The sequence below is a fragment of the Pseudomonas sp. GW822-FHT03F04 genome, assembly GCF_058801405.1.
On sequence record NZ_JBXANF010000017.1, the window covers coordinates 18,609 to 39,478 of the forward strand.

26 protein-coding genes are annotated in these 20,870 nt (G+C 60.3%); 12 read left to right on the plus strand and 14 right to left on the minus strand.

The features are described 5' to 3' along the window. Nucleotides 1-202: 202 nt before the first annotated feature. From AC1RMX_RS28910 to AC1RMX_RS28940, 7 genes are all read right to left on the minus strand, one after another. A complete protein-coding gene (locus AC1RMX_RS28910) occupies nt 203-550 on the minus strand; it encodes a ribonuclease E inhibitor RraB (RefSeq protein WP_096822957.1) in 348 nt (115 codons plus the stop codon). A gap of 210 nt (nt 551-760) precedes the next feature. Then, nucleotides 761-994: a hypothetical protein gene (locus AC1RMX_RS28915; RefSeq protein WP_493073834.1), complete on the minus strand. Its 234-nt coding sequence runs from the start codon at nt 992-994 to the stop codon at nt 761-763. 154 nt (nt 995-1,148) lie between these two features. Then, the gene (speE, locus tag AC1RMX_RS28920) at nt 1,149-2,024 is read right to left on the minus strand and encodes a polyamine aminopropyltransferase (protein ID WP_085690505.1); all 876 of its coding nucleotides are present in this window, start codon (nt 2,022-2,024) and stop codon (nt 1,149-1,151) included. Between the two features lie 136 nt (nt 2,025-2,160). After that, nucleotides 2,161-2,352 (minus strand): PLDc N-terminal domain-containing protein, encoded by a 192-nt coding sequence (locus AC1RMX_RS28925; protein ID WP_102622501.1) that lies wholly within the window; start codon nt 2,350-2,352, stop codon nt 2,161-2,163. Nucleotides 2,353-2,423: 71 nt separating this feature from the next. Beyond that, nucleotides 2,424-2,954, minus strand: a complete 531-nt coding sequence (locus AC1RMX_RS28930; RefSeq protein ID WP_096822954.1) for a hypothetical protein — start codon at nt 2,952-2,954, stop codon at nt 2,424-2,426. A gap of 90 nt (nt 2,955-3,044) precedes the next feature. Continuing rightward, on the minus strand, nt 3,045-3,563 hold the full coding sequence (locus AC1RMX_RS28935; RefSeq protein WP_096822953.1) for an ankyrin repeat domain-containing protein: 519 nt from the start codon (nt 3,561-3,563) through the stop codon (nt 3,045-3,047). 97 nt (nt 3,564-3,660) lie between these two features. Further along, entirely contained in the window at nt 3,661-5,499 is a 1,839-nt protein-coding gene (locus AC1RMX_RS28940; protein ID WP_493073836.1) for a long-chain-acyl-CoA synthetase, read from the minus strand. A 389-nt stretch (nt 5,500-5,888) separates the two neighbouring features. Here AC1RMX_RS28940 and AC1RMX_RS28945 point away from each other — a divergent pair, with 389 nt between their 5' ends. After that, on the plus strand, nt 5,889-6,167 hold the full coding sequence (locus AC1RMX_RS28945; RefSeq protein ID WP_096822971.1) for a DUF3509 domain-containing protein: 279 nt from the start codon (nt 5,889-5,891) through the stop codon (nt 6,165-6,167). A gap of 72 nt (nt 6,168-6,239) precedes the next feature. Here the strand turns inward: AC1RMX_RS28945 and mtnC are convergent, their stop codons facing one another. From mtnC to aroC, 5 genes are all read right to left on the minus strand, one after another. Then, nucleotides 6,240-6,923, minus strand: a complete 684-nt coding sequence (gene mtnC, locus AC1RMX_RS28950) for an acireductone synthase (protein WP_096822951.1) — start codon at nt 6,921-6,923, stop codon at nt 6,240-6,242. Nucleotides 6,924-6,927: 4 nt separating this feature from the next. Next, complete coding sequence (locus AC1RMX_RS28955; protein ID WP_007959995.1) at nt 6,928-7,473, minus strand: 1,2-dihydroxy-3-keto-5-methylthiopentene dioxygenase; 546 nt, start codon at nt 7,471-7,473, stop codon at nt 6,928-6,930. Between the two features lie 93 nt (nt 7,474-7,566). Continuing rightward, nucleotides 7,567-8,193, minus strand: a complete 627-nt coding sequence (locus AC1RMX_RS28960) for a methylthioribulose 1-phosphate dehydratase (RefSeq protein WP_085710648.1) — start codon at nt 8,191-8,193, stop codon at nt 7,567-7,569. Continuing rightward, a complete protein-coding gene (locus AC1RMX_RS28965) occupies nt 8,190-9,335 on the minus strand; it encodes an MFS transporter (protein WP_493073837.1) in 1,146 nt (381 codons plus the stop codon). Before AC1RMX_RS28965 ends, AC1RMX_RS28960 begins: the two co-directional genes overlap by 4 nt. 31 nt (nt 9,336-9,366) lie before the next feature. Beyond that, complete coding sequence (aroC, locus tag AC1RMX_RS28970) at nt 9,367-10,458, minus strand: chorismate synthase (protein WP_096822949.1); 1,092 nt, start codon at nt 10,456-10,458, stop codon at nt 9,367-9,369. Between the two features lie 130 nt (nt 10,459-10,588). On the opposite strand from aroC, the gene AC1RMX_RS28975 reads away from it, so the two are divergent. Both AC1RMX_RS28975 and AC1RMX_RS28980 read left to right on the plus strand, forming a co-directional pair. Next, nucleotides 10,589-11,542: an alpha/beta hydrolase gene (locus AC1RMX_RS28975; RefSeq protein WP_096822948.1), complete on the plus strand. Its 954-nt coding sequence runs from the start codon at nt 10,589-10,591 to the stop codon at nt 11,540-11,542. 97 nt (nt 11,543-11,639) lie between these two features. Then, the gene (locus tag AC1RMX_RS28980; protein ID WP_096822947.1) at nt 11,640-12,431 is read left to right on the plus strand and encodes a hypothetical protein; all 792 of its coding nucleotides are present in this window, start codon (nt 11,640-11,642) and stop codon (nt 12,429-12,431) included. Nucleotides 12,432-12,473: 42 nt separating this feature from the next. Here the strand turns inward: AC1RMX_RS28980 and prmB are convergent, their stop codons facing one another. Beyond that, the gene (prmB, locus tag AC1RMX_RS28985; RefSeq protein ID WP_096822946.1) at nt 12,474-13,382 is read right to left on the minus strand and encodes a 50S ribosomal protein L3 N(5)-glutamine methyltransferase; all 909 of its coding nucleotides are present in this window, start codon (nt 13,380-13,382) and stop codon (nt 12,474-12,476) included. A gap of 239 nt (nt 13,383-13,621) precedes the next feature. Between prmB and AC1RMX_RS28990 the strand changes: the two genes are divergently transcribed. The 5 genes from AC1RMX_RS28990 (at nt 13,622) to AC1RMX_RS29010 (ending at nt 16,393) form a co-directional block, all read left to right on the plus strand. Then, nucleotides 13,622-14,212, plus strand: a complete 591-nt coding sequence (locus AC1RMX_RS28990; protein WP_096822945.1) for a cysteine hydrolase family protein — start codon at nt 13,622-13,624, stop codon at nt 14,210-14,212. 131 nt (nt 14,213-14,343) lie between these two features. Beyond that, nucleotides 14,344-14,664: a hypothetical protein gene (locus AC1RMX_RS28995; RefSeq protein ID WP_096822944.1), complete on the plus strand. Its 321-nt coding sequence runs from the start codon at nt 14,344-14,346 to the stop codon at nt 14,662-14,664. Between the two features lie 74 nt (nt 14,665-14,738). Then, the gene (locus AC1RMX_RS29000) at nt 14,739-15,296 is read left to right on the plus strand and encodes a Smr/MutS family protein (RefSeq protein ID WP_085732349.1); all 558 of its coding nucleotides are present in this window, start codon (nt 14,739-14,741) and stop codon (nt 15,294-15,296) included. A gap of 77 nt (nt 15,297-15,373) precedes the next feature. Then, a complete protein-coding gene (gene folE, locus AC1RMX_RS29005; RefSeq protein ID WP_003204506.1) occupies nt 15,374-15,919 on the plus strand; it encodes a GTP cyclohydrolase I FolE in 546 nt (181 codons plus the stop codon). Nucleotides 15,920-16,021: 102 nt separating this feature from the next. After that, entirely contained in the window at nt 16,022-16,393 is a 372-nt protein-coding gene (locus tag AC1RMX_RS29010) for a glutathione S-transferase N-terminal domain-containing protein (RefSeq protein WP_493073839.1), read from the plus strand. A gap of 30 nt (nt 16,394-16,423) precedes the next feature. On the opposite strand, the gene AC1RMX_RS29015 is transcribed toward AC1RMX_RS29010, so the two are convergent. Next, nucleotides 16,424-17,590 (minus strand): aminotransferase-like domain-containing protein, encoded by a 1,167-nt coding sequence (locus AC1RMX_RS29015; protein WP_493073840.1) that lies wholly within the window; start codon nt 17,588-17,590, stop codon nt 16,424-16,426. 82 nt (nt 17,591-17,672) lie between these two features. Here AC1RMX_RS29015 and AC1RMX_RS29020 point away from each other — a divergent pair, with 82 nt between their 5' ends. The 4 genes from AC1RMX_RS29020 to AC1RMX_RS29035 all read left to right on the plus strand — a co-directional run bounded on the left by AC1RMX_RS29020 (nt 17,673) and on the right by AC1RMX_RS29035 (nt 20,829). Then, entirely contained in the window at nt 17,673-18,116 is a 444-nt protein-coding gene (locus AC1RMX_RS29020) for a MarR family winged helix-turn-helix transcriptional regulator (protein ID WP_493073841.1), read from the plus strand. 198 nt (nt 18,117-18,314) lie between these two features. Then, nucleotides 18,315-19,664: an NCS2 family permease gene (locus tag AC1RMX_RS29025; protein WP_085710637.1), complete on the plus strand. Its 1,350-nt coding sequence runs from the start codon at nt 18,315-18,317 to the stop codon at nt 19,662-19,664. A gap of 87 nt (nt 19,665-19,751) precedes the next feature. After that, complete coding sequence (locus AC1RMX_RS29030; RefSeq protein ID WP_096822940.1) at nt 19,752-20,381, plus strand: LysE family translocator; 630 nt, start codon at nt 19,752-19,754, stop codon at nt 20,379-20,381. A gap of 256 nt (nt 20,382-20,637) precedes the next feature. Then, entirely contained in the window at nt 20,638-20,829 is a 192-nt protein-coding gene (locus tag AC1RMX_RS29035) for a hypothetical protein (protein ID WP_493073842.1), read from the plus strand. Nucleotides 20,830-20,870: the final 41 nt, after the last annotated feature.

The following is a 20,870-nucleotide window of genomic DNA, read 5'->3' on the forward strand; positions in this document are numbered from 1 at the left end:
ATCCGGCTTGCCCTGGCAGCCCTACCGGCCGTAACCCTGACCGGTTTCCTCTCCTTCCGGTCTTCCCTTTCAGCCACCTCTCCCGGTGGCTTTTTTTTGCGCCGGATTCTTGTTTCAGGGTTTTGCCGGGCGATGTTCAGGGTGCAGAAACGACAACGGCCGACCCGAAGGTCAGCCGTTGCTCGACGTGTTGCGAGGGTTATCAGTTCAAACGATGGCGGTTGCGCACCTCCTGCTTTACGCCCCAGCCTTCGATGATGCCGCCCAGTGGCTCGACCACCGCCGAAAAGCCCTGTTCGAAATCGCCAATGTCGTCGTAGGTTGCGTACATCACCTTGCTCAATTCCAGGGACCACGCGCCGTCGTCGCGCGCACTGACCTGGGCATTGATGGATTCACCGCGAAACTTGCCTGCCGCCCTGCGCGCCCGCTCCTCGTCCGGGAAAATGGCGTAGAACTCGATGGGATGGAATCGGGAAAAATCGAAACCGCCTTCTTTCATGCGGCGCAGCACGCTGCTGCTGATGTCTTCTTGATAGGCTGTGCTCATGAACGTCCCCCTCGCATAGATGGATAGACTTTCCGTATTCCCTGCACCTAGCCGAACGGCTCAGGCGCTACGACAACCGTGTTGCCGGCGGGAAACAAGCATGTAGCTGACAAGACCAGACCTTAGCGATCCGTTCGCTGATCTCGCTTGCAGAGTAGCCCCAAGATAGAGCCGCTGCCAAGGCCTGGTACGTTACGGACAAGAAGATTTTCAGATGGGCGTGATGCTGCGGATTTCGATGCTGTTCTGGGTTTTCAGGCTTTTGGCGCCTGCATCGGAGGTGCGCCCTTCCAGATCGTTCAGATCCAGTGCGGCGACGACAGGAAGGAGTCGTTCCTTGATCAATCGAGCGGCCTCATCGTCGCTGGGGCATTCCGCGCGCTCGAAGATTTCATCGACAATTTCACCGTGATCATCCACGAAAGTGACTTTCCACTTTTGCATTGGTGCCTCCTCGAACAAACCCGCAAATGGGCTCATATCTATCTCGACTTTTGTCAGGATTGATCGTTCAAAAGCTTTACACCGATGAAACATGAAAAACATTTCATCTGCGGGAACGAAGCCGCTCGCTCCCGCAGTGATAACGGCTGAGTGATCAGTCGTTGCTTGGCTTGTTCACCGCTTGCAGCACGTATTGCGGCAGGGCGAAGGCGCCGATGTGGATTTCCGGGTTGTAGTAACGGGTGACGATGCCGCTGCCGATGAAGCGCTGTTGCAGGGTTTCACGGCTCAGTTTGCGGTAGGCCGGGTTGGTCGAGCCCCAGGCGAAGGTCATCGAACCGCCGATGTAGGTCGGCACGGCCGCCTGATAGAAGTGCCAGTCCGGGAACAGGCTGCGCAGGCGACCGGCGGTGGTTTTCACTTCTTCGATCTGCATGAACGGTGTGCCGTTCTGGGTCACGAGGATGCCGCCCTCGTTCAGGCAGCGGTGGCAGGCCTGGTAGAAGTTTTCCGAGAACAGCACTTCGCCCGGGCCGATCGGGTCGGTGGAGTCGGAAATGATCACGTCGAACTTTTCAGTGGTGGTTGCGACGAAGCGCATGCCGTCGTCGATCACCAGGTTCAGGCGTGGGTCGTCGTAGGCGCCCTTGGAGTGGTTCGGCAGGAATTCCTTGCACATGTCGACCACGGTGCCGTCGATTTCGACCATGGTGATGTGCTCGACGCTGGCGTGCTTGGTCACTTCGCGCAGCATGCCGCCGTCGCCGCCGCCGATGATCAGCACGCGCTTGGCGGTGCCGTGGGCGAGGATCGGCACGTGGGTGAGCATTTCGTGGTAGATGAATTCATCGGCTTCGGTGGTCTGGATCACGCCGTCCAGCGCCATCACCCGGCCCATGCGCGGGTTCTGGAAGATCACCAGGTGCTGGTGTTCGGTGCGCACTTCGTGCAGCAGTTTTTCCATGCGAAAACGCTGGCCGTAGCCTTCGTAGAGGGTTTCCAGGTATTCGCTGGTCTTGGTGACGGTCATGGTGAAGTGCTCCGATGAATGCGCGGGCGCCAATCGTCAGGTTCGATTGCCCGGGAAAGGCGCGCATTCTACGTTGCCGAAGATGACAGGTCGAACCTCACTTCATCGGCCCGGCACAATCCATTGGCGCGAACGGTCAGATCCGCACATTGCCCCGCGGCCCGGCAATCGCCCAGATGATCAGGCCCAGCACCGGCAGGAAGATGATCAACAGCACCCAGAGGATTTTCATCCCGGTCTCGGCACCGCTTTTCAGCACGTTGATGATCGCCCAGATGTCGAGGGCAAGAATGATCAGGCCGATCAGGCCGTTGAACGTGGAACCCATGGTGTCACTCCAGAATAGTGGCATGCACTTTTAGGATAGACGGTCGCGCGCAGGGTTCCCTTTTATTGCGCTCAGACGTGAACGGCGACCTTCAAGGCTTCCAGCGACGGCGCAGCGGCGATGCCGACTTCGGCACACAGTTCCAGCACGCGCGGCACGTCGTTGCCGTAGACCAGCACCACTTGCAGTTCGTCGTCGAGCAACTGGCTGAAGTTCATCAGCGTGTAGCCGCCGTTTTCCTTGTTCATGCTGCTCATCTGCACCTGGATGCGGTTGAGTGCGGTCAGCGCTTCGGTCTTGGCCAGTTGCTTGGGCTTGAGGTTGAACTCCACGCCCGGGCCGAACGAAGCCACGATCTGCGCGAACAGGTCAACGTAGGTGTCGGCCTGGAACAGAACGGTTTCCGGCAGACTGCCGACCACGACCCATTCGCCCAAAGGAATCGGGAAAGTGTCGTCGTAGTTGATGTCCGGATTGGCGGTCAGAAAAGCGTCGGCATCGGCGTAGGCCTGCGCCGCTTCATCAGCGACCTTCTGAATCTCGTCGTCGCCCATGCAGCCGGAGCTGATTTTGCTGATGAGTTCGGCGAGTGCGGCTTTCATGGGGGCGGATCCTGTGACGAAGAGAATTTTGAGGGCGCGAAGGATAGCGCATTCTCGCCTTCGCCACAGAGCGGGTTCCGGCCCGACGGTTCAGCCCAGCAGTTTTTCCAGCTGCGCGGTGGTGTCCACAGCGCCCATGGTGCGGGCCGCGTCCAGCGCGGTGATGCCGTTGGCGTCCTTGGCTTTCGGGTCCGCGCCCTGGTCGATCAGGAACTCGACAATTTCAACCCGGTTGAACATCGCCGCCATCATCAGCGCCGTGCGGCCGTCGAAGGAAGCGCCTTCAATCTGCGCCCCACCGGCCACCAATGCCTTGACCACGGCCAGGTCACCCTTGAACGCCGCGCCGGCAATCGGGCTCTGGCCGTTGCCGTTGCGTTGTTCCGGGTCGGCCTTGTGCTTGAGCAGCACTTGCACCGCATCTACGTGACCGTAGTAACTGGCGAGCATCAACAGGGTGTCGCCCTTGCTGTTGGTCAGGTTGACCGGCAGACCGGCCGTGATCAGGCGATCCAGCATCGCCGCATCGCCGTCGCGCGCCTTGTTGAATACCTGCTCGGTGAATTCGGCAGCTTCTTCGGGGGTCATCTGGCGGCTTTGGTCGGACATGGGGCAACTCCACTTTCGGTCAATCGGAAAGCCGATAGTTTCCCGAGCGCGGCGATAGCTGTCACCCCCTTTTTTCCAAGACAGTCGATAGCCAATATCAATAACGGAACTTGCCGGCGCGAATGTCCGCCAGGATTTCATCCGTGACCTGCACGTAGGTTTCAGTACCCGGCAGCCAGGCATAGATCGGGTCATCACCTGTCTGGCCGGGGTCGAAGCCTTCGTTTTTCAAGCGCGTCTTCTGGTATTTGAAGGTGCCGGTGGTTTCCATTTTCACTTTGACCCGCAGGAACAACGGCACCGCATAGGCCGGCATGCGCTGGCGGGCGAAGGCCAGCAGCTCGGTGAAGTCCAGCGTCGCCAGAGACTCGGCCGGCGTGATCGCCGCCATGCCGGCGCGACCGTTGGTGTTGGGAATTTCCACGCCATAGGCCACGGCTTCGGAAATGTGCGGATGCTGGAGCAACAGGTTCTCGACCTCGGTGGTCGAGACGTTTTCGCCCTTCCAGCGGTAGGTGTCGCCGAGGCGATCGACAAACTGCGCATGACCGAAACCGATGTTGCGCAGCAGATCGCCGGTGTTGAAGAAGCGGTCGCCCTTGGTGAATACGTCCTGCAGCACGACTTTCGCGGTTTTCTGCGGATCGGTGTAGCCATCCAGCGGCGCCTTGTCGTCGATCCGCGCCAGCAACAGGCCGCGCTCGCCCCGGTCGACCTTGCGCATGAACCCGTCAGCACCACGAATCGGTTCGCCGCTGTCCTGATCGTAGGCGACCAGTTCCCAGGCCATCAGCGAGAATCCGATGGTGTTGTCGAAGTTGAGGATATTGGTGAAGCCGATATTGCCGTCGCTCGCCGCGTACAGTTCGCAGATGTGATCCACCGCAAACCGGGTCTTGAATTCAGCCCAGGCACCGGGCCGCAAACCGTTGCCGATCATCTTGCGCACGTCATGGCGGCTGTCATCGCTGCTGACCGGCTGATCCACCAGATAACGGCACAATTCACCGACGTAGCCGATGGTGGTTGCGCGGTAGCGGCGTACGTCGCTCCAGAACTGCCGGGCGCTGAACTTGCGGCGAATCGCGAAACCCGAGGCGCCATTGACCGCCGATCCCCAGCACACGCAAAGCCCGGTGGCGTGATACAGCGGCAAGGTGCAATAGACGATGTCGTCCGGGCGCATGTCGAGGGCGATCATGCCGAAGCTCGCCGAGCTGCGCATCCAGCGTCCGTGCTTGAACACGCCGGCCTTGGGCAAACCGGTGGTGCCTGAGGTGTAGATGTAGAAGCACGGGTCATCGAAAAAAATCTGCCGGCTGCTGGCCGGGTTGTCGCTTGGCGCATCGGCGCTGGCGCTGATCAGATTGGTGTAACCCTCCGGGGCGATGCCCGGCTGGCTGAAGGTGTCCTGATCCGCCACGAACCAGGTGCGGGCCGGCGCAATCGTCACTTGCTCGCGCACCGCGGTGAAGGCTGGCAGCAATTCTTCACCGACGACAATCGCCACCGGCGCCACCAGATTGATGCTGTGAATCAGCGTGTCGCGGGTCTGCGAAGTGTTGAGCAGCGCGCTGACGGCGCCGACCTTGGCCAGCGCCAGAATCGTCACCAGCAGTTCCGGGCGGTTTTCGATGAACACCGCCACCACATCGCCCTTCCCGATGCCCTGCCCGATCAGGTAGTGGGCAATGCGGTTGGCCCACTGGTTGACCTGTGAATAACTCAGCACCACCTCACCCGACAGCAGCGCGGGGCCCTCGGGATTGCGCAGGGTCGCTTGCTCGAAGGTCCAGCCCAGGCCACAGGTTTGGGTCGGATCCTTGACGTTGGCCACCTTCATGCCTTTCACCACCCGAGGGATGGCTTTGGCAATCATCGGCAGTTTGCGGAGCATCATGCTCCAGGTTATCGTGTCGCTAGGCGCGTGGCTCATGGCAGCTCCCGTTCGACCTTGGCGTGCAGGCCGGATTTTTTATTGTCGGGCAATCGGGTAAGGCAACCGGCGCTTCTTGAGCGAGGGTCGAGGCCGAAAATACGTCAGGGCTTCTCGGGCTGTACACGCGGTTTTTGCAATGTTTTGTATCCGCCAACGCTACAAGGCGAAACGCGATTGCAGCCGGATGGAATGGTTCCATCGGATCGACAGCGATCCCGCAAAATGCAGGATGCACGATGGCCATTCATGCAGATTGCACGACGACTTGAATTTGCATAATCTCTAACTTATTGATTTATAACGATTTTATAAAAATAGAATACTGGCACAATCACTGCAACTCCCTCTGCATGCTTGCCATTCAAGTGCATACGGAGCTGAAAGACATGAGCCTGATCCAAGAAAAATTTACCTCCCTGTTCTCCAACTTCAACGTCACCACCCAACCGCGTCCCGATGGCGGGATCCTGCTGACGCTGAAGAGTGCCGACGGCAAAGTGTTCAAACGTGCGCTCACCTATCAGCAACTGCATGCCGGCGACCAACTGTCGTGGGCGATCAGCGCGATCCGTCGTGACCTGGCCGAACAAGCCAGCGAGCTACCGCAAATCGGCATGCTGCAAAGCCAGCAGCGTTTTGCCCTGCCGACCTATCACTCGATGTAAACACCGTATAAACAAACAGGCCGTGGAGCTTTCGCTTCACGGCCTGTTTTTTTGCGCATCGATTGTGTGGAATCAGAACGCTTCCGGTTCGATCCCGGTAAAGCTGTCGACGGTCACATGCCCTTCCAGCTCTCCACCCTCACGGGCCAGGCCGCAGGTTTGCAGGCCGGCGGCCTGGGCGGCGTCGAGTTCCTGCACGATGTCGGACAGGAACAGGATTTCCTGCGGTTCGACCCCGATGGCCTGCTGAATAGTGCTGTACGACTGCGCTTCGCGCTTCGGGCCCGACGTGGTGTCGAAATAGCCGCTGAACAGCGGTGTCAGATCCCCCGCTTCCGAGCAGCCGAAAATCAGCTTCTGCGCCTGAATCGAACCAGACGAATAAACAAACAGTTGATACCCGGCCTGATGCCAGCGCTGGAGCGCTTCGACGGCGTCCGGGTAAACATGCCCCTTCAACTGCCCGGCCTGATAACCCTGCTCCCAGACCATGCCTTGTAATGCTTTCAGCGGAGTGGCTTTGCGGTCTTCGGCGATCCAGGCCAGCAGAATTTCCACGACCCGTTCAACGTCGGCCTGCGATTCGTTGCTGTCACGGCGCACGGCGTCCAGTTGCTCGGCGACATCGGCGCGGGTGGCGTTCTGGCGAACGAAGTCCGGCAGGTGTTTGGCGGCATACGGGAACAGCACGTCGAACACAAAACTCACCGCGCTGGTGGTGCCTTCGATGTCGGTGAGAATGACCTTGATCGACATCGGCTCAGTCCTCCAGGCGCGGGAAGCGGCCGGCGATGTCTTCGCCGGTGAAGTTGGCGACCCAGCCTTCAGGGTTGTTGAACAAGCGGATCGCCACGAAATGCGGGTTCTCGCCCATGTCGAACCAGTGTTTGGTGCCGGCCGGTACCGAAATCAGGTCGTTCTTCTCGCACAGCACGGCGTAAACGTAATCGTCGATGTGCAGGGTAAACAGGCCACGGCCGGCGACGAAAAAGCGTACTTCGTCTTCGCCATGGCGATGTTCTTCGAGGAACTTGGCGCGGAATTCGGCTTTTTGCGGGTGATCGCTGTTGAGGCTGATCACATCGACGGTGATGTAACCACGCTCGGTCATCAGCTTGTCGATCTGCTCTTTGTAGGCGCCGATCACTTCTTCCTGGCTGGCACCGGGCTGAATCTTCGCGGCGGCTTGCCAGCGGTCGAAGCGCACGCCCTGCTCGGCCAGGGTCGAGGCGATGTCTTCGAAATGGGTCAGCACCTTGTTCGGAATTTCAGGGCTGGAAACGTGATAGACGGACAGGCTGCTCATGGGGGCAATTCCTCGGTATCGGCCTTGCCGTCCGGTTCTTCGAGACCGGTCGGGCACTGCATTCATCAGGCAAATGGGCTGGTTCTGGTGAAGTCAGCCTTGGCGGTTCATGACGCTGCGGGTCTTCAACTCGCATTCAAACAGAAATTCAAAGGCCTCGATCTGGCGCAACGCGTCGCTCATCTGCGCGCCCCAGGTATAGAGGCCATGACCGCGAATCAGATAACCGACGCAATCGGGATGGGCGTCGAGCCAAGGCTGCACCTTGGCGGCGAGGCGCGCAATGTCCTGATCGTTGTCGAAGATCGGCACTCGCACCCGGGATTCGTGGGTCGAAATGCCGCTGAAGGCTTTTTGCAGTTCGTAGTCTTCGAACTCGATGAAATCTTCCGGCGTCAGGCGCGACAGCACCGTGGCGTTCACCGAGTGGGTGTGCAGCACCGCGCCGATTTCCGGGCGCCAGCTGTAGAGCTGGGTGTGCAGCAAAGTTTCGGCGGACGGCTTTTTGCCCGGTTCCAGGCTGTTGCCGGAAAGATCGGTCGCCAGTACATCGTCCAGACCCAACTGGCCCTTGTGCTTGCCGGACACGGTCAGCAGCGCTTCGCTCGGCGACAGGCGCGTCGAGTAGTTGCTGCTGGTGGCCGGCGACCAGCCGCGACCGTAAAGAAAACGCCCGGCGTCGACGATTTGCTGGGCAAGCTGTTCACGCGTAAGGCTCATGGCCTGTCCTCTTGCATACGTGTGGCAATGATAACGGCAGCAGCGAGCGCCGCGAGACTGGCAATACTAAAGGTCAATGTCGCGCCGAGGGCATTCCAGCTGTAGCCGGAATACAACGCGCCCAGCGCACCGCCGGTGCCGGCCAGTGCGGCGTACAACGCCTGGCCCTGCCCTTGCTGACGCGCGCCGAAGCTACGTTGCACGAACTGGATGGCAGCGGCATGAAAGCTGCCGAACGTCGCGGCGTGCAGCACCTGGGCAAACAGCAGCACCCACAGGAATTCGGCGAACGAACCTAGCAGCAACCAGCGCAGCGCCGCCAGCAGAAAACTCGCCATCAGCACACGACGCAGGGAAAAACGCGCGAGGATCCGGCTCATGGCCATGAACATCAGCACTTCCGCCACCACGCCAACGGCCCAGAGCATGCCGATCACACCACGGCTGTAACCCAGGCGTTCGAGGTGCAAGGTCAGAAACGTGTAATACGGCCCGTGGCTCATCTGCATCAGCGCCACGCAACCGTAGAACGCCAGGACCCCGGGATTGCGCAACTGCTTGAGAAAACCCTCGCCCGTCGGCCGGTTGCCCTGCGGCGGCTGCGCATTCGGCACCCACAGACTGCTGAGCACGATGCCGGCCATGATCAACACCAGCGCCGCCGGGTAGATGTCGAGGCTGAGCCGTTCGAACAATCGCCCCAGTGCCACCACGGTGATGATGAAACCGATGGAACCCCACAACCGAATCTGGCTGTAGCGGGAGGTCTGGCCCTGCAGATGCGCGAGGGTAATGACTTCGAACTGCGGCAACACCGCGTGCCAGAAGAACGCATGCAACGCCATGACCATCGCCAGCCAGGCGTAGGTCTTGCTGACGAAGATCAACGAGAAGGTCAGTAGCGTACACACCGCGCCAAAACGCACGATGGCCAGGCGTCTGCCGGTGTAGTCGCCGAGCCAGCCCCAGATGTTCGGCGCCACGCAGCGCATCAGCATCGGGATCGCCACCAACTCGCCGATGCGTGCGGCGCTGAATCCGAGGTGATCGAAGTACAGCGCCAGAAACGGCGCCGTCGAACCGAGCAAGGCGAAATAGAACAGATAGAAACTGGACAGCCGCCAGTACGGGAGCGCCGCCACGGTCAGACCGCAGCGGCTGTGAGTTGACCCATCAGAGCTGACCCAGGACCGGCGTGCTGACACGCACGTCGGCGTTCTGACCACGGTGACGCAGCAGGTGATCCATCAGCACGATGGCCATCATCGCCTCGGCAATCGGCGTGGCGCGGATGCCGACGCACGGATCGTGACGCCCCTTGGTGATCACTTCCGCTGGGTTGCCATGAATGTCGATCGAACGGCCCGGTGTGGTGATGCTCGACGTCGGCTTCAGCGCCAGGTGCGCGACGATCGGCTGACCGGACGAAATTCCGCCGAGGATGCCGCCGGCGTTGTTGCTGAGGAAACCTTCCGGGGTCATTTCATCGCGGTGCTCGGTGCCACGTTGGGCGACCGAGGCGAAACCGGCGCCGATTTCCACGCCTTTGACCGCGTTGATGCTCATCAGCGCGTGGGCCAGTTCGGCGTCGAGACGGTCGAAGATCGGCTCGCCCAGGCCCGGCATCACGCCTTCGGCGACCACCGTGATCTTGGCCCCGACCGAGTCCTGATCGCGGCGCAACTGGTCCATGTAGGCTTCCAGTTCCGGCACCTTGTCCGGGTCCGGGCTGAAGAAAGCGTTCTGCTCGACCGATTCCCAGGTCTTGAACGGGATTTCGATCGGGCCGAGCTGGCTCATGTAGCCGCGAATGACGATGCCCTGCGTCGCCAGGTATTTCTTGGCAATCGCACCGGCCGCCACGCGCATCGCGGTTTCCCGCGCCGAGCTGCGACCGCCGCCGCGGTAATCGCGCTCGCCGTATTTGTGGTGGTAGGTGTAGTCGGCGTGGGCCGGACGGAACAGATCCTTGATCGCCGAGTAGTCCTTGGACTTCTGGTCAGTGTTGCGGATCAGCAGGCCGATGGAGCAGCCGGTGGTGCGGCCCTCGAACACGCCGGAGAGGATTTCGACTTCGTCGGCCTCCTGACGCTGGGTGGTGTGGCGGCTGGTGCCCGGCTTGCGGCGATCGAGATCGCGTTGCAGGTCCTCAAGGGAAATCTCCAGGCCCGGCGGGCAGCCGTCGACAATGGCGACCAACGCCGGACCATGGCTTTCGCCCGCGGTGGTGACAGTGAACAGCTTGCCGTAGGTATTGCCGGACATGCAGGACGCTCCGTGAAATCAAACCCAAATTCATGATGCGCGCCAGTATACGCAGGCTAACCGAGTAGTTCATCCTCGAACCTTGGCGGTGTTGGTGAGTCCAACCGGCACCTTTGCAAATGATGGCGTGATGATGCTGCGAGTTTTGATCTTGAGCCTTACCCTGTTTACTGGCTTTGTCCAGGCGACCGTCCTGCAACGCCCGGTGACTTTGGACACCGGCAGCGGCGAACTTTTCGGCTCGCTGTTGCTGCCAAAGTCTGACAATCCGGTGCCGGTTGTCCTCATTCTTTCTGGCTCGGGTCCTACGGATCGTGACGGAAACAACCCGGACGGCGGGCGCAACGACAGCCTCAAGCGACTGGCCTGGGTATTGGCCAAGCACAATATCGCCAGCGTCCGCTTCGATAAACGCGGGGTGGCGGCGAGCCTGGCCGCGACGCCGGATGAGCGCAATCTGTCGGTGGATGCCTACGTCGCGGACGCCGTGGCCTGGGGCCAGAAGCTCAAGGCTGACCCGCGTTTCGGCCCGTTGATCCTGTTGGGTCACAGCGAGGGCGCACTGATTGCCAGTCTGGCTGCACCGAAAGTCGACGCCGCTGCGGTCATTTCACTGTCCGGCACCGCCCGGCCGATCGATCAGGTTTTGCGCCGGCAACTGGCCCGCAGCCTACCCCCGCCACTGATGCAGCGCAGCAACGAGCTGCTCGACAGCCTCAAGGCCGGCCACACCGACGACAATGTCCCGGCGCCCTTGCAGCCAATATTTCGCCCTAGCGTGCAGCCGTATCTGATTTCGTTGTTCCGTCAGGATCCGTCCGCAGCCTTCGCCCATCTGAAAATGCCGGCCTTGATCGTTCAGGGCAGCAACGACATTCAGGTTCAAGTCGATGACGCCAACCTGCTCAAGGCGGCAAAACCCGACGCGACGCTGGCATTGATCGAAGGCATGAACCACGTGATGCGCATCGTGCCCAACGACGTGAAGCGGCAAATGGCCTCTTACAAGGACCCGAATTTGCCGCTGGCGGCGGAATTGGGGACACGCATCCTCGAATTTATTGACGGACTTCGCACCCGTTAAGCTCTTTTTGCCCTCTAGTCCTGTAGAAAACGGCCGATAAGCCTTTGTCGCCAGCGTACTGGCTGGCGGCAAGCAGCTTGGACAGGATCTCGCCGTTATGACTGATACCCAGACTTCACCCGACACCACCGCTGAAAAAGACGCACCGCCAGCGGTCGAGCTGCCATGGGCGGATGTCCACGTCGAGCACCACAAGATGCTCCGCCTGGCGCCGTTGCAGACCGATCGCAACACCGGCGGGCGGCCGTTGCGCTTTGTCGAATTCGGTTACGCCGAGCGCAACAGCAAAGAACACAGCCTGATGCGCATGTCGATCAAACTGCCGGCGCAGCGTGTGCGCAAAGAGCAGAACCAGCTCGACGTGTGGGTCGACCACAAGACCAAACGCGTGCACTTCGGTCCGGACAGCGGTTTGCAGATCGAACCGCTGAACCGTGGCATCGGCCGCTTCATGGCCGCCCAGGGCATCAACTGGGCGAAAAAGCGCTGGCCTACCTACACCGTCGACGGCATGGACTTGAACAACAAGGACGCGCTGAACGAAGACACGCGCCTGCGCCGCGATCACTTTCTGCGCGTGCATGGCTTTGATGTGGTTTACGCCGACGCCCAGCATTTGAAGGGCAGCGTCAAGGAAGTGCAGGTCGGTGACTTGCTGGGCGACTGGAACAGCGAAAAACTGCAGATTGTCGAGATTCTCGAAGCTGCGCAGATGTTGCAGCAGGCCGAGCAGAACCTGGCCGAGCAGGAAGTGAAGCTGAAAAAGCAGGAAGACAAGGTCAGCAAGTTCAAGCGTGAAGACGCGGGTTTGCGCTTCACCATTACGTGTCTGGTGGCGTTTGCAGTGTTCCAGGCCGGCTTGCTGATCTGGATTGCCACACACCGCTAAGCCAATGATCGTTCCCACCGAGGTGGGAACGATCGGTTCAGGTCAGACGCGGGAAGCGAACAGGGCCTGATGATCGCGGCACTGTTCGGCGGTCAGCATGAACACGCCATGCCCGCCGCGCTGGAATTCCAGCCAGGCGAAATCGACTTCCGGGTACAACGCTTCGACGTGTACCTGGCTGTTGCCCACCTCGACAATCAGCAAACCTTTCTCGGTCAGGTGATCCGCCGCTTCGGCGAGCATCCGGCGCACCAGGTTCAAACCGTCATCGCCACAGGCCAGACCCAGTTCCGGCTCGTGTTGATATTCGTCCGGCATGTCGGCGAAATCTTCCGCGTCGACGTAGGGCGGGTTCGACACGATCAGGTCGAAACGTTGACCCGGCAAACCCTCAAAACCATCGCCCTGCACAGTGAACACACGCTCATCGACGCCATGACGCTCGATGTTCTGGTTCGCCACTTCCAGCGCTTCGAACGACAGGTCCGCCAGCACCACTTCGGCGTTCTGGAATTCGTAGGCGCACGCGATGCCGATGCAGCCGGAGCCGGTGCACAGGTCGAGAATCCGCGCCGGTTCGTCGCCGATCCACGGTGCAAAACGGTTTTCGATCAACTCGCCAATCGGCGAACGCGGGATCAGCACGCGCTCATCGACGATGAACGACATGCCGCAGAACCACGCCTCGCCCAGCAGGTAAGCGGTCGGAATGCGTTCTTCGATGCGGCGCTTGAGCAGGCGTTGCAGGTTGACCAGTTCGTCGTCTTCCAGCGCGCAGTCCAGATAGCTGTCGGCGATTTCCCATGGCAGGTGCAAAGCGCCGAGCACAAGTTGCCGGGCTTCGTCCCAGGCATTGTCGGTGCCATGGCCGAAAAACAGATCCTCCCCATGGAAGCGGCTGACGGCCCAACGGATGTGGTCGCGCAGGGTACGAAGTCGGGAAGTGATCACGGGGCAGAACTCCAGAAAAAACGACTGGCGATTCTACCAGCCAAAACGCGCCACGACGACGCAGGAAAAATCCCGGGGCGACGGTAGGAGTGTTCCGAATTCTTTATCAGCTATTGAACAGAACGTGTAACTTGACGAGGCTGCAGGCCAGTAACGACGGTGCCTACGATGGTAGCGATTCACAGAACCGCTCAGCCAGAGGACAATGTCGCAAAAGCCCCACCCCAAGGAGCCCCAGAATGTCCGTTCCAAAAACGATGTTTCAACTCAGCGGTCGCGGTTACGCAGCGGCCACGTTGAGCCATGCCACCGTGGTCATCATCGATGCCCAGAAAGAGTACCTCAGCGGCCCGCTGGCCCTGAGCGGCATGGACGCGGCTGTCGCGAACATCAAACAACTGGTTGCCGCCGCCCGCGCAGCCGGCCGTCCGATCGTGCACGTACGCCACCTCGGCACCGTCGGCGGTCTGTTCGACCCGCAAGGCGAACGCGGCGAATTCATCCCCGGCCTGGAACCCCTGGGCGATGAAACCATCATCGGCAAACTGCTGCCGAGCGCTTTCCACGGCACCGAACTCTACGATCGTCTGCAAACCATCGGTTCGCTGGACCTGATCGTCTGCGGTTTCATGAGCCACTCCAGCGTCAGCACCACCGTGCGTGCGGCGAAGAACCTGGGTTTCCGCTGCACCCTGGTCGAAGACGCCTGCGCCACCCGTGACCTGCCGTTCAAGGGTCGCGTGCTCAGTGCCGAACAGGTTCAGGAGGCGGAAATGGCGATCATGGCCGACAACTTCGCCACCCTCGCGCTGACCCAGGATCTGATCTGATCGAGCGTAAATGAGCGGCTCAGCCCGCCGCTCATCTGCAAAGACCTCGCATTTGCTTCAATTACCCTAGCCTCAGGAACAACCCGGTCAACTCCCGGTCGAAGGGCCGATACCCATTGAGGAAGGTCGGAATGAAGTTATCCGATGGATTTGACGCACGCCGCTTGCGGCCCAAAGGCCAAAGCAACTGGCGTTTTCGTTTCGGCGCAGCGATCGCCGCCATTCTGGCGACGTTCGGCGTGCTGCTGGCTCTGGCCGGGGCCGCCAGCCTGCTGGGGCACCCACCGGCACTCGGCGACTTGAACGCAACCCCGATGGGCTCGGCGATCATTCTCGCCGTCGGCCTGTTGTTCCTGTATTTCGGCGTGGCCCTGTGGCGTCGTTGCCGGCGTCGCGCACGGCAATCGCGGGAACTGAACATGTCCCCGCACCTGATGAAAAAACACGACTGAATCGACGGCCTGGCTTTTTGCCGGGCCGTTTTGTGTCTGTTTGGGTAAACTGGCCGCCCTTCGCGGAGGCTGATATGCAAGACGACGATTTTTCCCTGTTCAAAAGCGCGATCCAAGGCGTCAAGCCGATCAAGCACGACCGCGCCGACACCGGCAAACCCAAGGCTGACCGTGCACAGATCGCCAAGCTGCGCCAGTCCGCGACCATCCGTACCGAAACCACCACGGTTGACGGTCTGTCCGATCAGTTCGTGATCGACGTCGGGCCCGAAGACGAGCTGATGTGGGCCCGCGACGGGGTGCAGGAAAGCCAGATGCGCAAGCTCAAGGTCGGGCAGATCCCGTTCGAAGGCAGCCTCGACCTGCACGGCATGAGCGTCGAAAAGGCCCGGGAAACCCTTTGGGCGTTTCTCGCCGAAGCGACCAAATTCGAAATCCGCTGCGTGCGCGTCACCCACGGCAAGGCTGTGCGGCTGGACGGCAAGCGGCCAATGATCAAGAGCCACGTCAACACCTGGCTGCGCCAGCATGCGCAAGTGCTCGGTTTCTGCTCGTGCCAGGCGAAACACGGCGGCGCCGGCGCGGTTTACGTGATGCTCAAACGCACCATGATGGAAGGCCGTGACGAATAATCCCGTCACACCGAACTTGCAGGGTCGTGTCCGCCACCGTACCCTTGCCCTTTGCGAAAATCCCCACAGGTAGTTTCATGTCCCTGGAACAGAATTACACCGCGATTCTCGGCCAACTGGGCGAGGACGTGTCCCGCGAGGGCCTGCTCGACACGCCAAAGCGTGCCGCCAAAGCCATGCAGTACCTCTGCCGCGGTTATGAACAGACGCTCGAAGAGGTCACAAACGGTGCCCTGTTCAGCTCCGACAACAGCGAAATGGTGCTGGTCAAGGACATCGAGCTCTACTCGTTGTGCGAACACCACCTGCTGCCGTTCATCGGCAAGGCCCACGTCGCGTATATCCCGAGCGGCAAAGTGCTGGGCCTGTCGAAGGTCGCACGAATCGTCGACATGTACGCCCGCCGCCTGCAGATACAGGAAAACCTAAGTCGCCAGATCGCCGATGCGGTCCAGCAGGTCACCGGCGCGCTGGGCGTGGCCGTGGTGATCGAGGCCAAGCACATGTGCATGATGATGCGCGGTGTGGAGAAGCAGAATTCGTCGATGATCACCTCGGTGATGCTCGGTGAGTTCCGCGAAAACGCGGCGACCCGCAGCGAGTTTCTCAGCCTGATCAAGTAATTCGTGACACAAAAAAACCGGCGTTGATCGCCGGTTTTTTTTCGTCCGTGAAAAATCGGGTAAGCTGCGCGCCTTCTTCAATGTCCCTGTGAGGCTTGTAACGTGTTCGTCAAAGCGCTTCGTGTCGGCCTCGGCCAACTGATCATCTTCGTTGATTTCCTGACCCGTCCGGGCAAGAAACAGCGCCCCGCCGCTGCCCAGGCTCAGGTGGATACCGCCGCGAAAGACCTGACCCTGTATCAGTTCCACGCCTGCCCGTTCTGCGTGAAGACCCGCCGCAGCCTGCGTCGCCTGAATGTGCCGGTGGCCCTGAAGGATGCGAAGAACAACGAGCAGGATCGCCAGACCCTGCTGGAACAGGGTGGCAAGATCAAGGTGCCGTGCCTGCGCATCGAAGAGAACGGTCAGACCACCTGGATGTATGAGTCCAACACGATCATCGAATACCTGAACAAGCGGTTCGCCACAGTCTGAATAAAAAAACCGGCCTGATGGCCGGTTTTTTTATGCCGCCTGTGCGGCCTGCGCCTGGCGCACCACCGCTGCCAGACGTTTGAGGCCTTCGTCCAGCCGGGCGGGGTCGATGTGACTGAAGTTCAGGCGCAGATGACCGTGGTTGCGATCCGGGTCGGGGAAAAACGGCTCGCCCGGCATGAACGCCACATCGTTGGCCAGCGCGGTGTTCAGCAAGGTACGTGTGTCCAGTGGTTGCTTCAGCGTCAGCCAGAAAAACAGCCCGCCCTGGGGTGTATTCCAGTCAGCCAGATCGGCGAAGTGAGTTTCCAGCGCTGATTGAAAAGCATCGCGACGCTGACGGTAGAAGCCGCGCAATTCACTCAAGTGCTGTTGATATTTCTCGCTGCCGATCCACTGCAACGCCTGCCACTGACCGATGCGGTTGGTGTGCAGATCCGCCGATTGTTTGAGTTTGAGCAGGTGCAGAAACAGATCGGGGCTGGCGATCAGGTAGCCGACGCGCAGACCCGGCAACAGGGTTTTCGACACAGTGCCGGTGTAGATCCAGTTGGATTTCTTCAAACGACCGGCAATCGGTTGGGCGCTGCCGCCGTCGAAGGTCAGTTCGCGGTAAGGCTCGTCTTCGATCAGGGTTACGCCGAATTCGTCGAGCAGTGCTGCGACGGCCTCGCGCTTGGCTTCGCTGTAGCGCACGGCGGACGGGTTCTGGAAGGTCGGAATCAAATAGATGAACGCTGGGCGATGCTGCTCCAGGCGCTGACGCAGTTGTGCCAGATTTGGTCCATCGGCCTCCAGCGGCACGGTCAGGCAATCGGCGCCGAACAGCTGGAAGATCTGCAACGCCGCCAGATAAGTCGGCGCTTCCAGCAGGATTTCGGTGCCCTTGTCGATGTACAGCTTGGCCGCCAGATCGAGAGTTTGCTGGGAACCGCTGACCACCAACACCTGACTCGCCTCACACGGCAACCCCAGCGCCCTCGCCTCTGCCGCCAGGGCTTCGCGCAACGCGGGCTCGCCTTCGCTCATGCCGTACTGGCCGAGAGACAGCGGCATGTCGGCCCATTCGACCTTCGGCAGCATGGCTTCAGCAGGCAAACCGCCCGCGAAGGACATGACTTCCGGGCGCTGAGCTGCGGCCAGGATTTCACGGATCAGAGAACTTTTGAGACGCGAGACACGTTCGGAAAAAGCCATGGAAGTCACCGCTAGCGAGGCATGAGAAAAATGAGTCAAACTTGTTGACTGAAATTACGACAACCTCAGCGGAAACGTCAATATGATTGACCTTAAAAACTGCGCCAGCCAACAGCAAGCCATGGAAGCGTTCTTCTTCGGTTACCAGGCGTTCACCGCCAAGGCTGACGAAATGCTTGAGCGTCGCGGCCTGTCCCGCGTGCATCAGCGCATCGTGTTTTTCATCGCCCGCTACCCGAACCTGAGCGTCAAGGAGTTGCTCGCGCTACTCGGTGTGAGCAAACAAGCGTTGAACATGCCGTTGCGTCAGTTACAGGAAATGCACCTGGTGGACAGCGTGGCGTCCGAAGAAGACAAACGTAAGCGGCTTCTGACGTTGACCGTCGAAGGCGCGAGATTTGAACAGGCATTGCGCCGCGAGCAGGTGAAATTGCTGGAGCGGGTGTTTGCCGAAGCGGGCGAAACGGCGGTCAACGGCTGGCTGGCGGTGAATCTGGCGTTGGCAAAAAACCGCGCGGCCGAGTGATATAGCCCGATCCTCAAAACTTTCGTCGACAAAACCAAAAACATTATTTGCTTTATTTGTATACAAAAGCATAATCCACAGCGTGCGAGTTCCTGACCGCATGGTCAACAAATTCGCGTATGCCTCAAAGGGCCGCTGCCACCCCCTCATAGGGTCCGGCCCTGGAAATAACAATAAAACTCTTGAGGAGTACTCGCTGTGGAAAGCCGCAAATCCGAAGCATCGACGCTGGAACTCTCGCCGCCGTTACGCAATGGCCTGCTTGAGCGCCTCTTTAAACTCAGCTTGCATGGCACCACGGTGAAGACCGAGCTGATCGCCGGTCTGACAACCTTCATCACCATGGCCTACATCATTTTCGTCAACCCGAACATCATGGCCGATGCCGGGATCGATCACGGTGCTGCCTTCGTCGCCACCTGTATCGCCGCCGCGCTGGGCTGCCTGCTGATGGGTCTGTACGCCAACTGGCCGGTGGGCCTGGCGCCGGGCATGGGCCTCAACGCATTCTTCACCTACACCGTGGTCGGCACCATGGGCTACAACTGGGAAACCGCGCTGGGTGCGGTGTTCGTCTCGGGTGTGCTGTTCATGATCCTGACCTTTTCGCGGATTCGCGAATGGCTGCTCAACAGCATTCCGGTCAGCCTGCGCTTTGCGATGGGTGCCGGTGTGGGTCTGTTTCTCGGGCTGATCGGCCTGAAGACCGCCGGCATTGTCGTCGACAGCCCGGCCACGCTGATCAAGCTTGGCTCGCTGCGTGAACCGGGCCCGCTGCTCGCCGCCATCTGCTTCCTGATGATCGCGATCCTCAGCTACCACAAGGTGTTCGGTGCAATCCTCATCAGCATCATCACCGTGACCCTGGCTGGTTGGGGCATCGGTCTGGTGCACTACGAGGGCATCATGTCCGCCCCGCCAAGCCTGGCGCCGACGTTCATGGCCATGAACGTCGCCGGCGTGTTCAACGTCAGCATGATCAGCGTCGTGCTCGCCTTCCTTTTCGTGCACATGTTCGACACCGCCGGCACCCTGATGGGCGTTGCCCAGCGCGCCAATCTGGTAGGCGCTGACGGCCGCATCGAAAACCTCTCCCGCGCCATGAAAGCCGACTCCGCCTCCAGCGTATTCGGTGCGGTCGTCGGCGTTCCGCCGGTCACCAGCTATGTGGAAAGTGCCGCCGGTGTAGCGGCTGGTGGTCGGACTGGTCTTACCGCAGTCACCGTCGGTGTGCTATTTATAGCCGCGATGTTCTTTGCACCGCTGGCCGGCATGATTCCCGCCTACGCCACCGCTGGCGCGCTGATTTATGTAGCGATGCTGATGATGGGCGGCATGGCGCACATCGAATGGGACGAAGCGACCGACAGTATTCCGGCCATCGTCACCGCGATCATGATGCCGTTGACCTTCTCGGTCGCCGACGGTATCGCGCTGGGCTTCATTACCTATGTCGCGCTGAAGGCCGGCACCGGTAAATACAAAGAGATCTCCGTCAGCCTGTGGGTGCTCTGCGCGATCTTCATCGCCAAGTTCATCTTCTTGTAAGCGTCACGCGGTTCGAGCGTCAAAACAGCCTCACCCTTGCGGGTGGGGCTTTTGCACATTCTTGATAACGATAAAAAGGAGAAAGTGATGAGTCTGGAAACCTGGCTGCTGTTCAGCGGCGCTGCGCTGGTGGTGATCCTGATTCCGGGGCCGCTGTCATTGCTGATGATCAGCAACAGTCTGAATTACGGTTTGCGCCGTTCGTACCCGGCATTTCTCGGTGGCGTATTCGCCTCGATCTGCCTGCTCAGTGCCTCGGCGCTGGGGCTGGGTGCCCTGCTGCTGGCGTCCGAAAAACTGTTCAGCGCCCTGAAAATCATCGGCGCGATCTACCTGTTCTACCTCGCCTGGCAGAGCTGGCAGCAATCACGCCAGCCATCGACCGGCGCCGAGGTTCCGCAAGCGGCGCCGGTTCCGAAATTCCGCGCATTGTTCAGCCGGGCCTTCGTGCTGGGCGCGAGCAATCCGAAAGACATCTTGTTCTTTGCCGCGTTTCTGCCGCAGTTCCTCAGTGCGCAACAACCGTTCCTCCCACAACTGCTGGTGATGATCGCCACATGGACGGTGCTCGATCTGCTGTGCAAGTTGACCTACGGGCTCGGTGCCCATGGTGCGGCGCGCTACCTGCGCAGCGGCAAGGGTCAGAGCTGGTTCAACCGGATCAGCGCCGGTCTGTTTGGCGGCGCAGGTGCGGCATCGTTGCTGAGCGGTCACTGAAATATCGCGTCCTGACTGCCCAGATTTGCAACTGACTGCCGCCCTCGAATCGCCATGCGAGGGCGGCAAACGCTTCGCTACCCCCCGCCTCTTCTGATGAACGATTGCCCGATCGGGTCCATCTGTCTTCGCTATACATATGTACCACCCGTCAAAACCCCGGCTTGACGATCATTTCTGTGCATCGTGCGCCTCATCTGGCGCACGGAGGCGGTGCCCTCCAGATAATCGATTGCCTGACAGAGCCAAACAATCAATGAGCCCCAAACGCCCCACCCGACCGAAAACAGATACGCCGGATACCACGCCTGTCGTACGGGACACCCCGCCGGACACTCCAACACCACCGCGCCTGACGCCCGACACCTTGATCGATCCGACCTTGACCCACCCGGCCTGGCAGTTGCCTGAGCCACCTGTGACCCGCCGGCAGATGATCGAAACCTAAGACCTCCCTGCCGAGACGCACGTCCGGGACAGCACCGTACA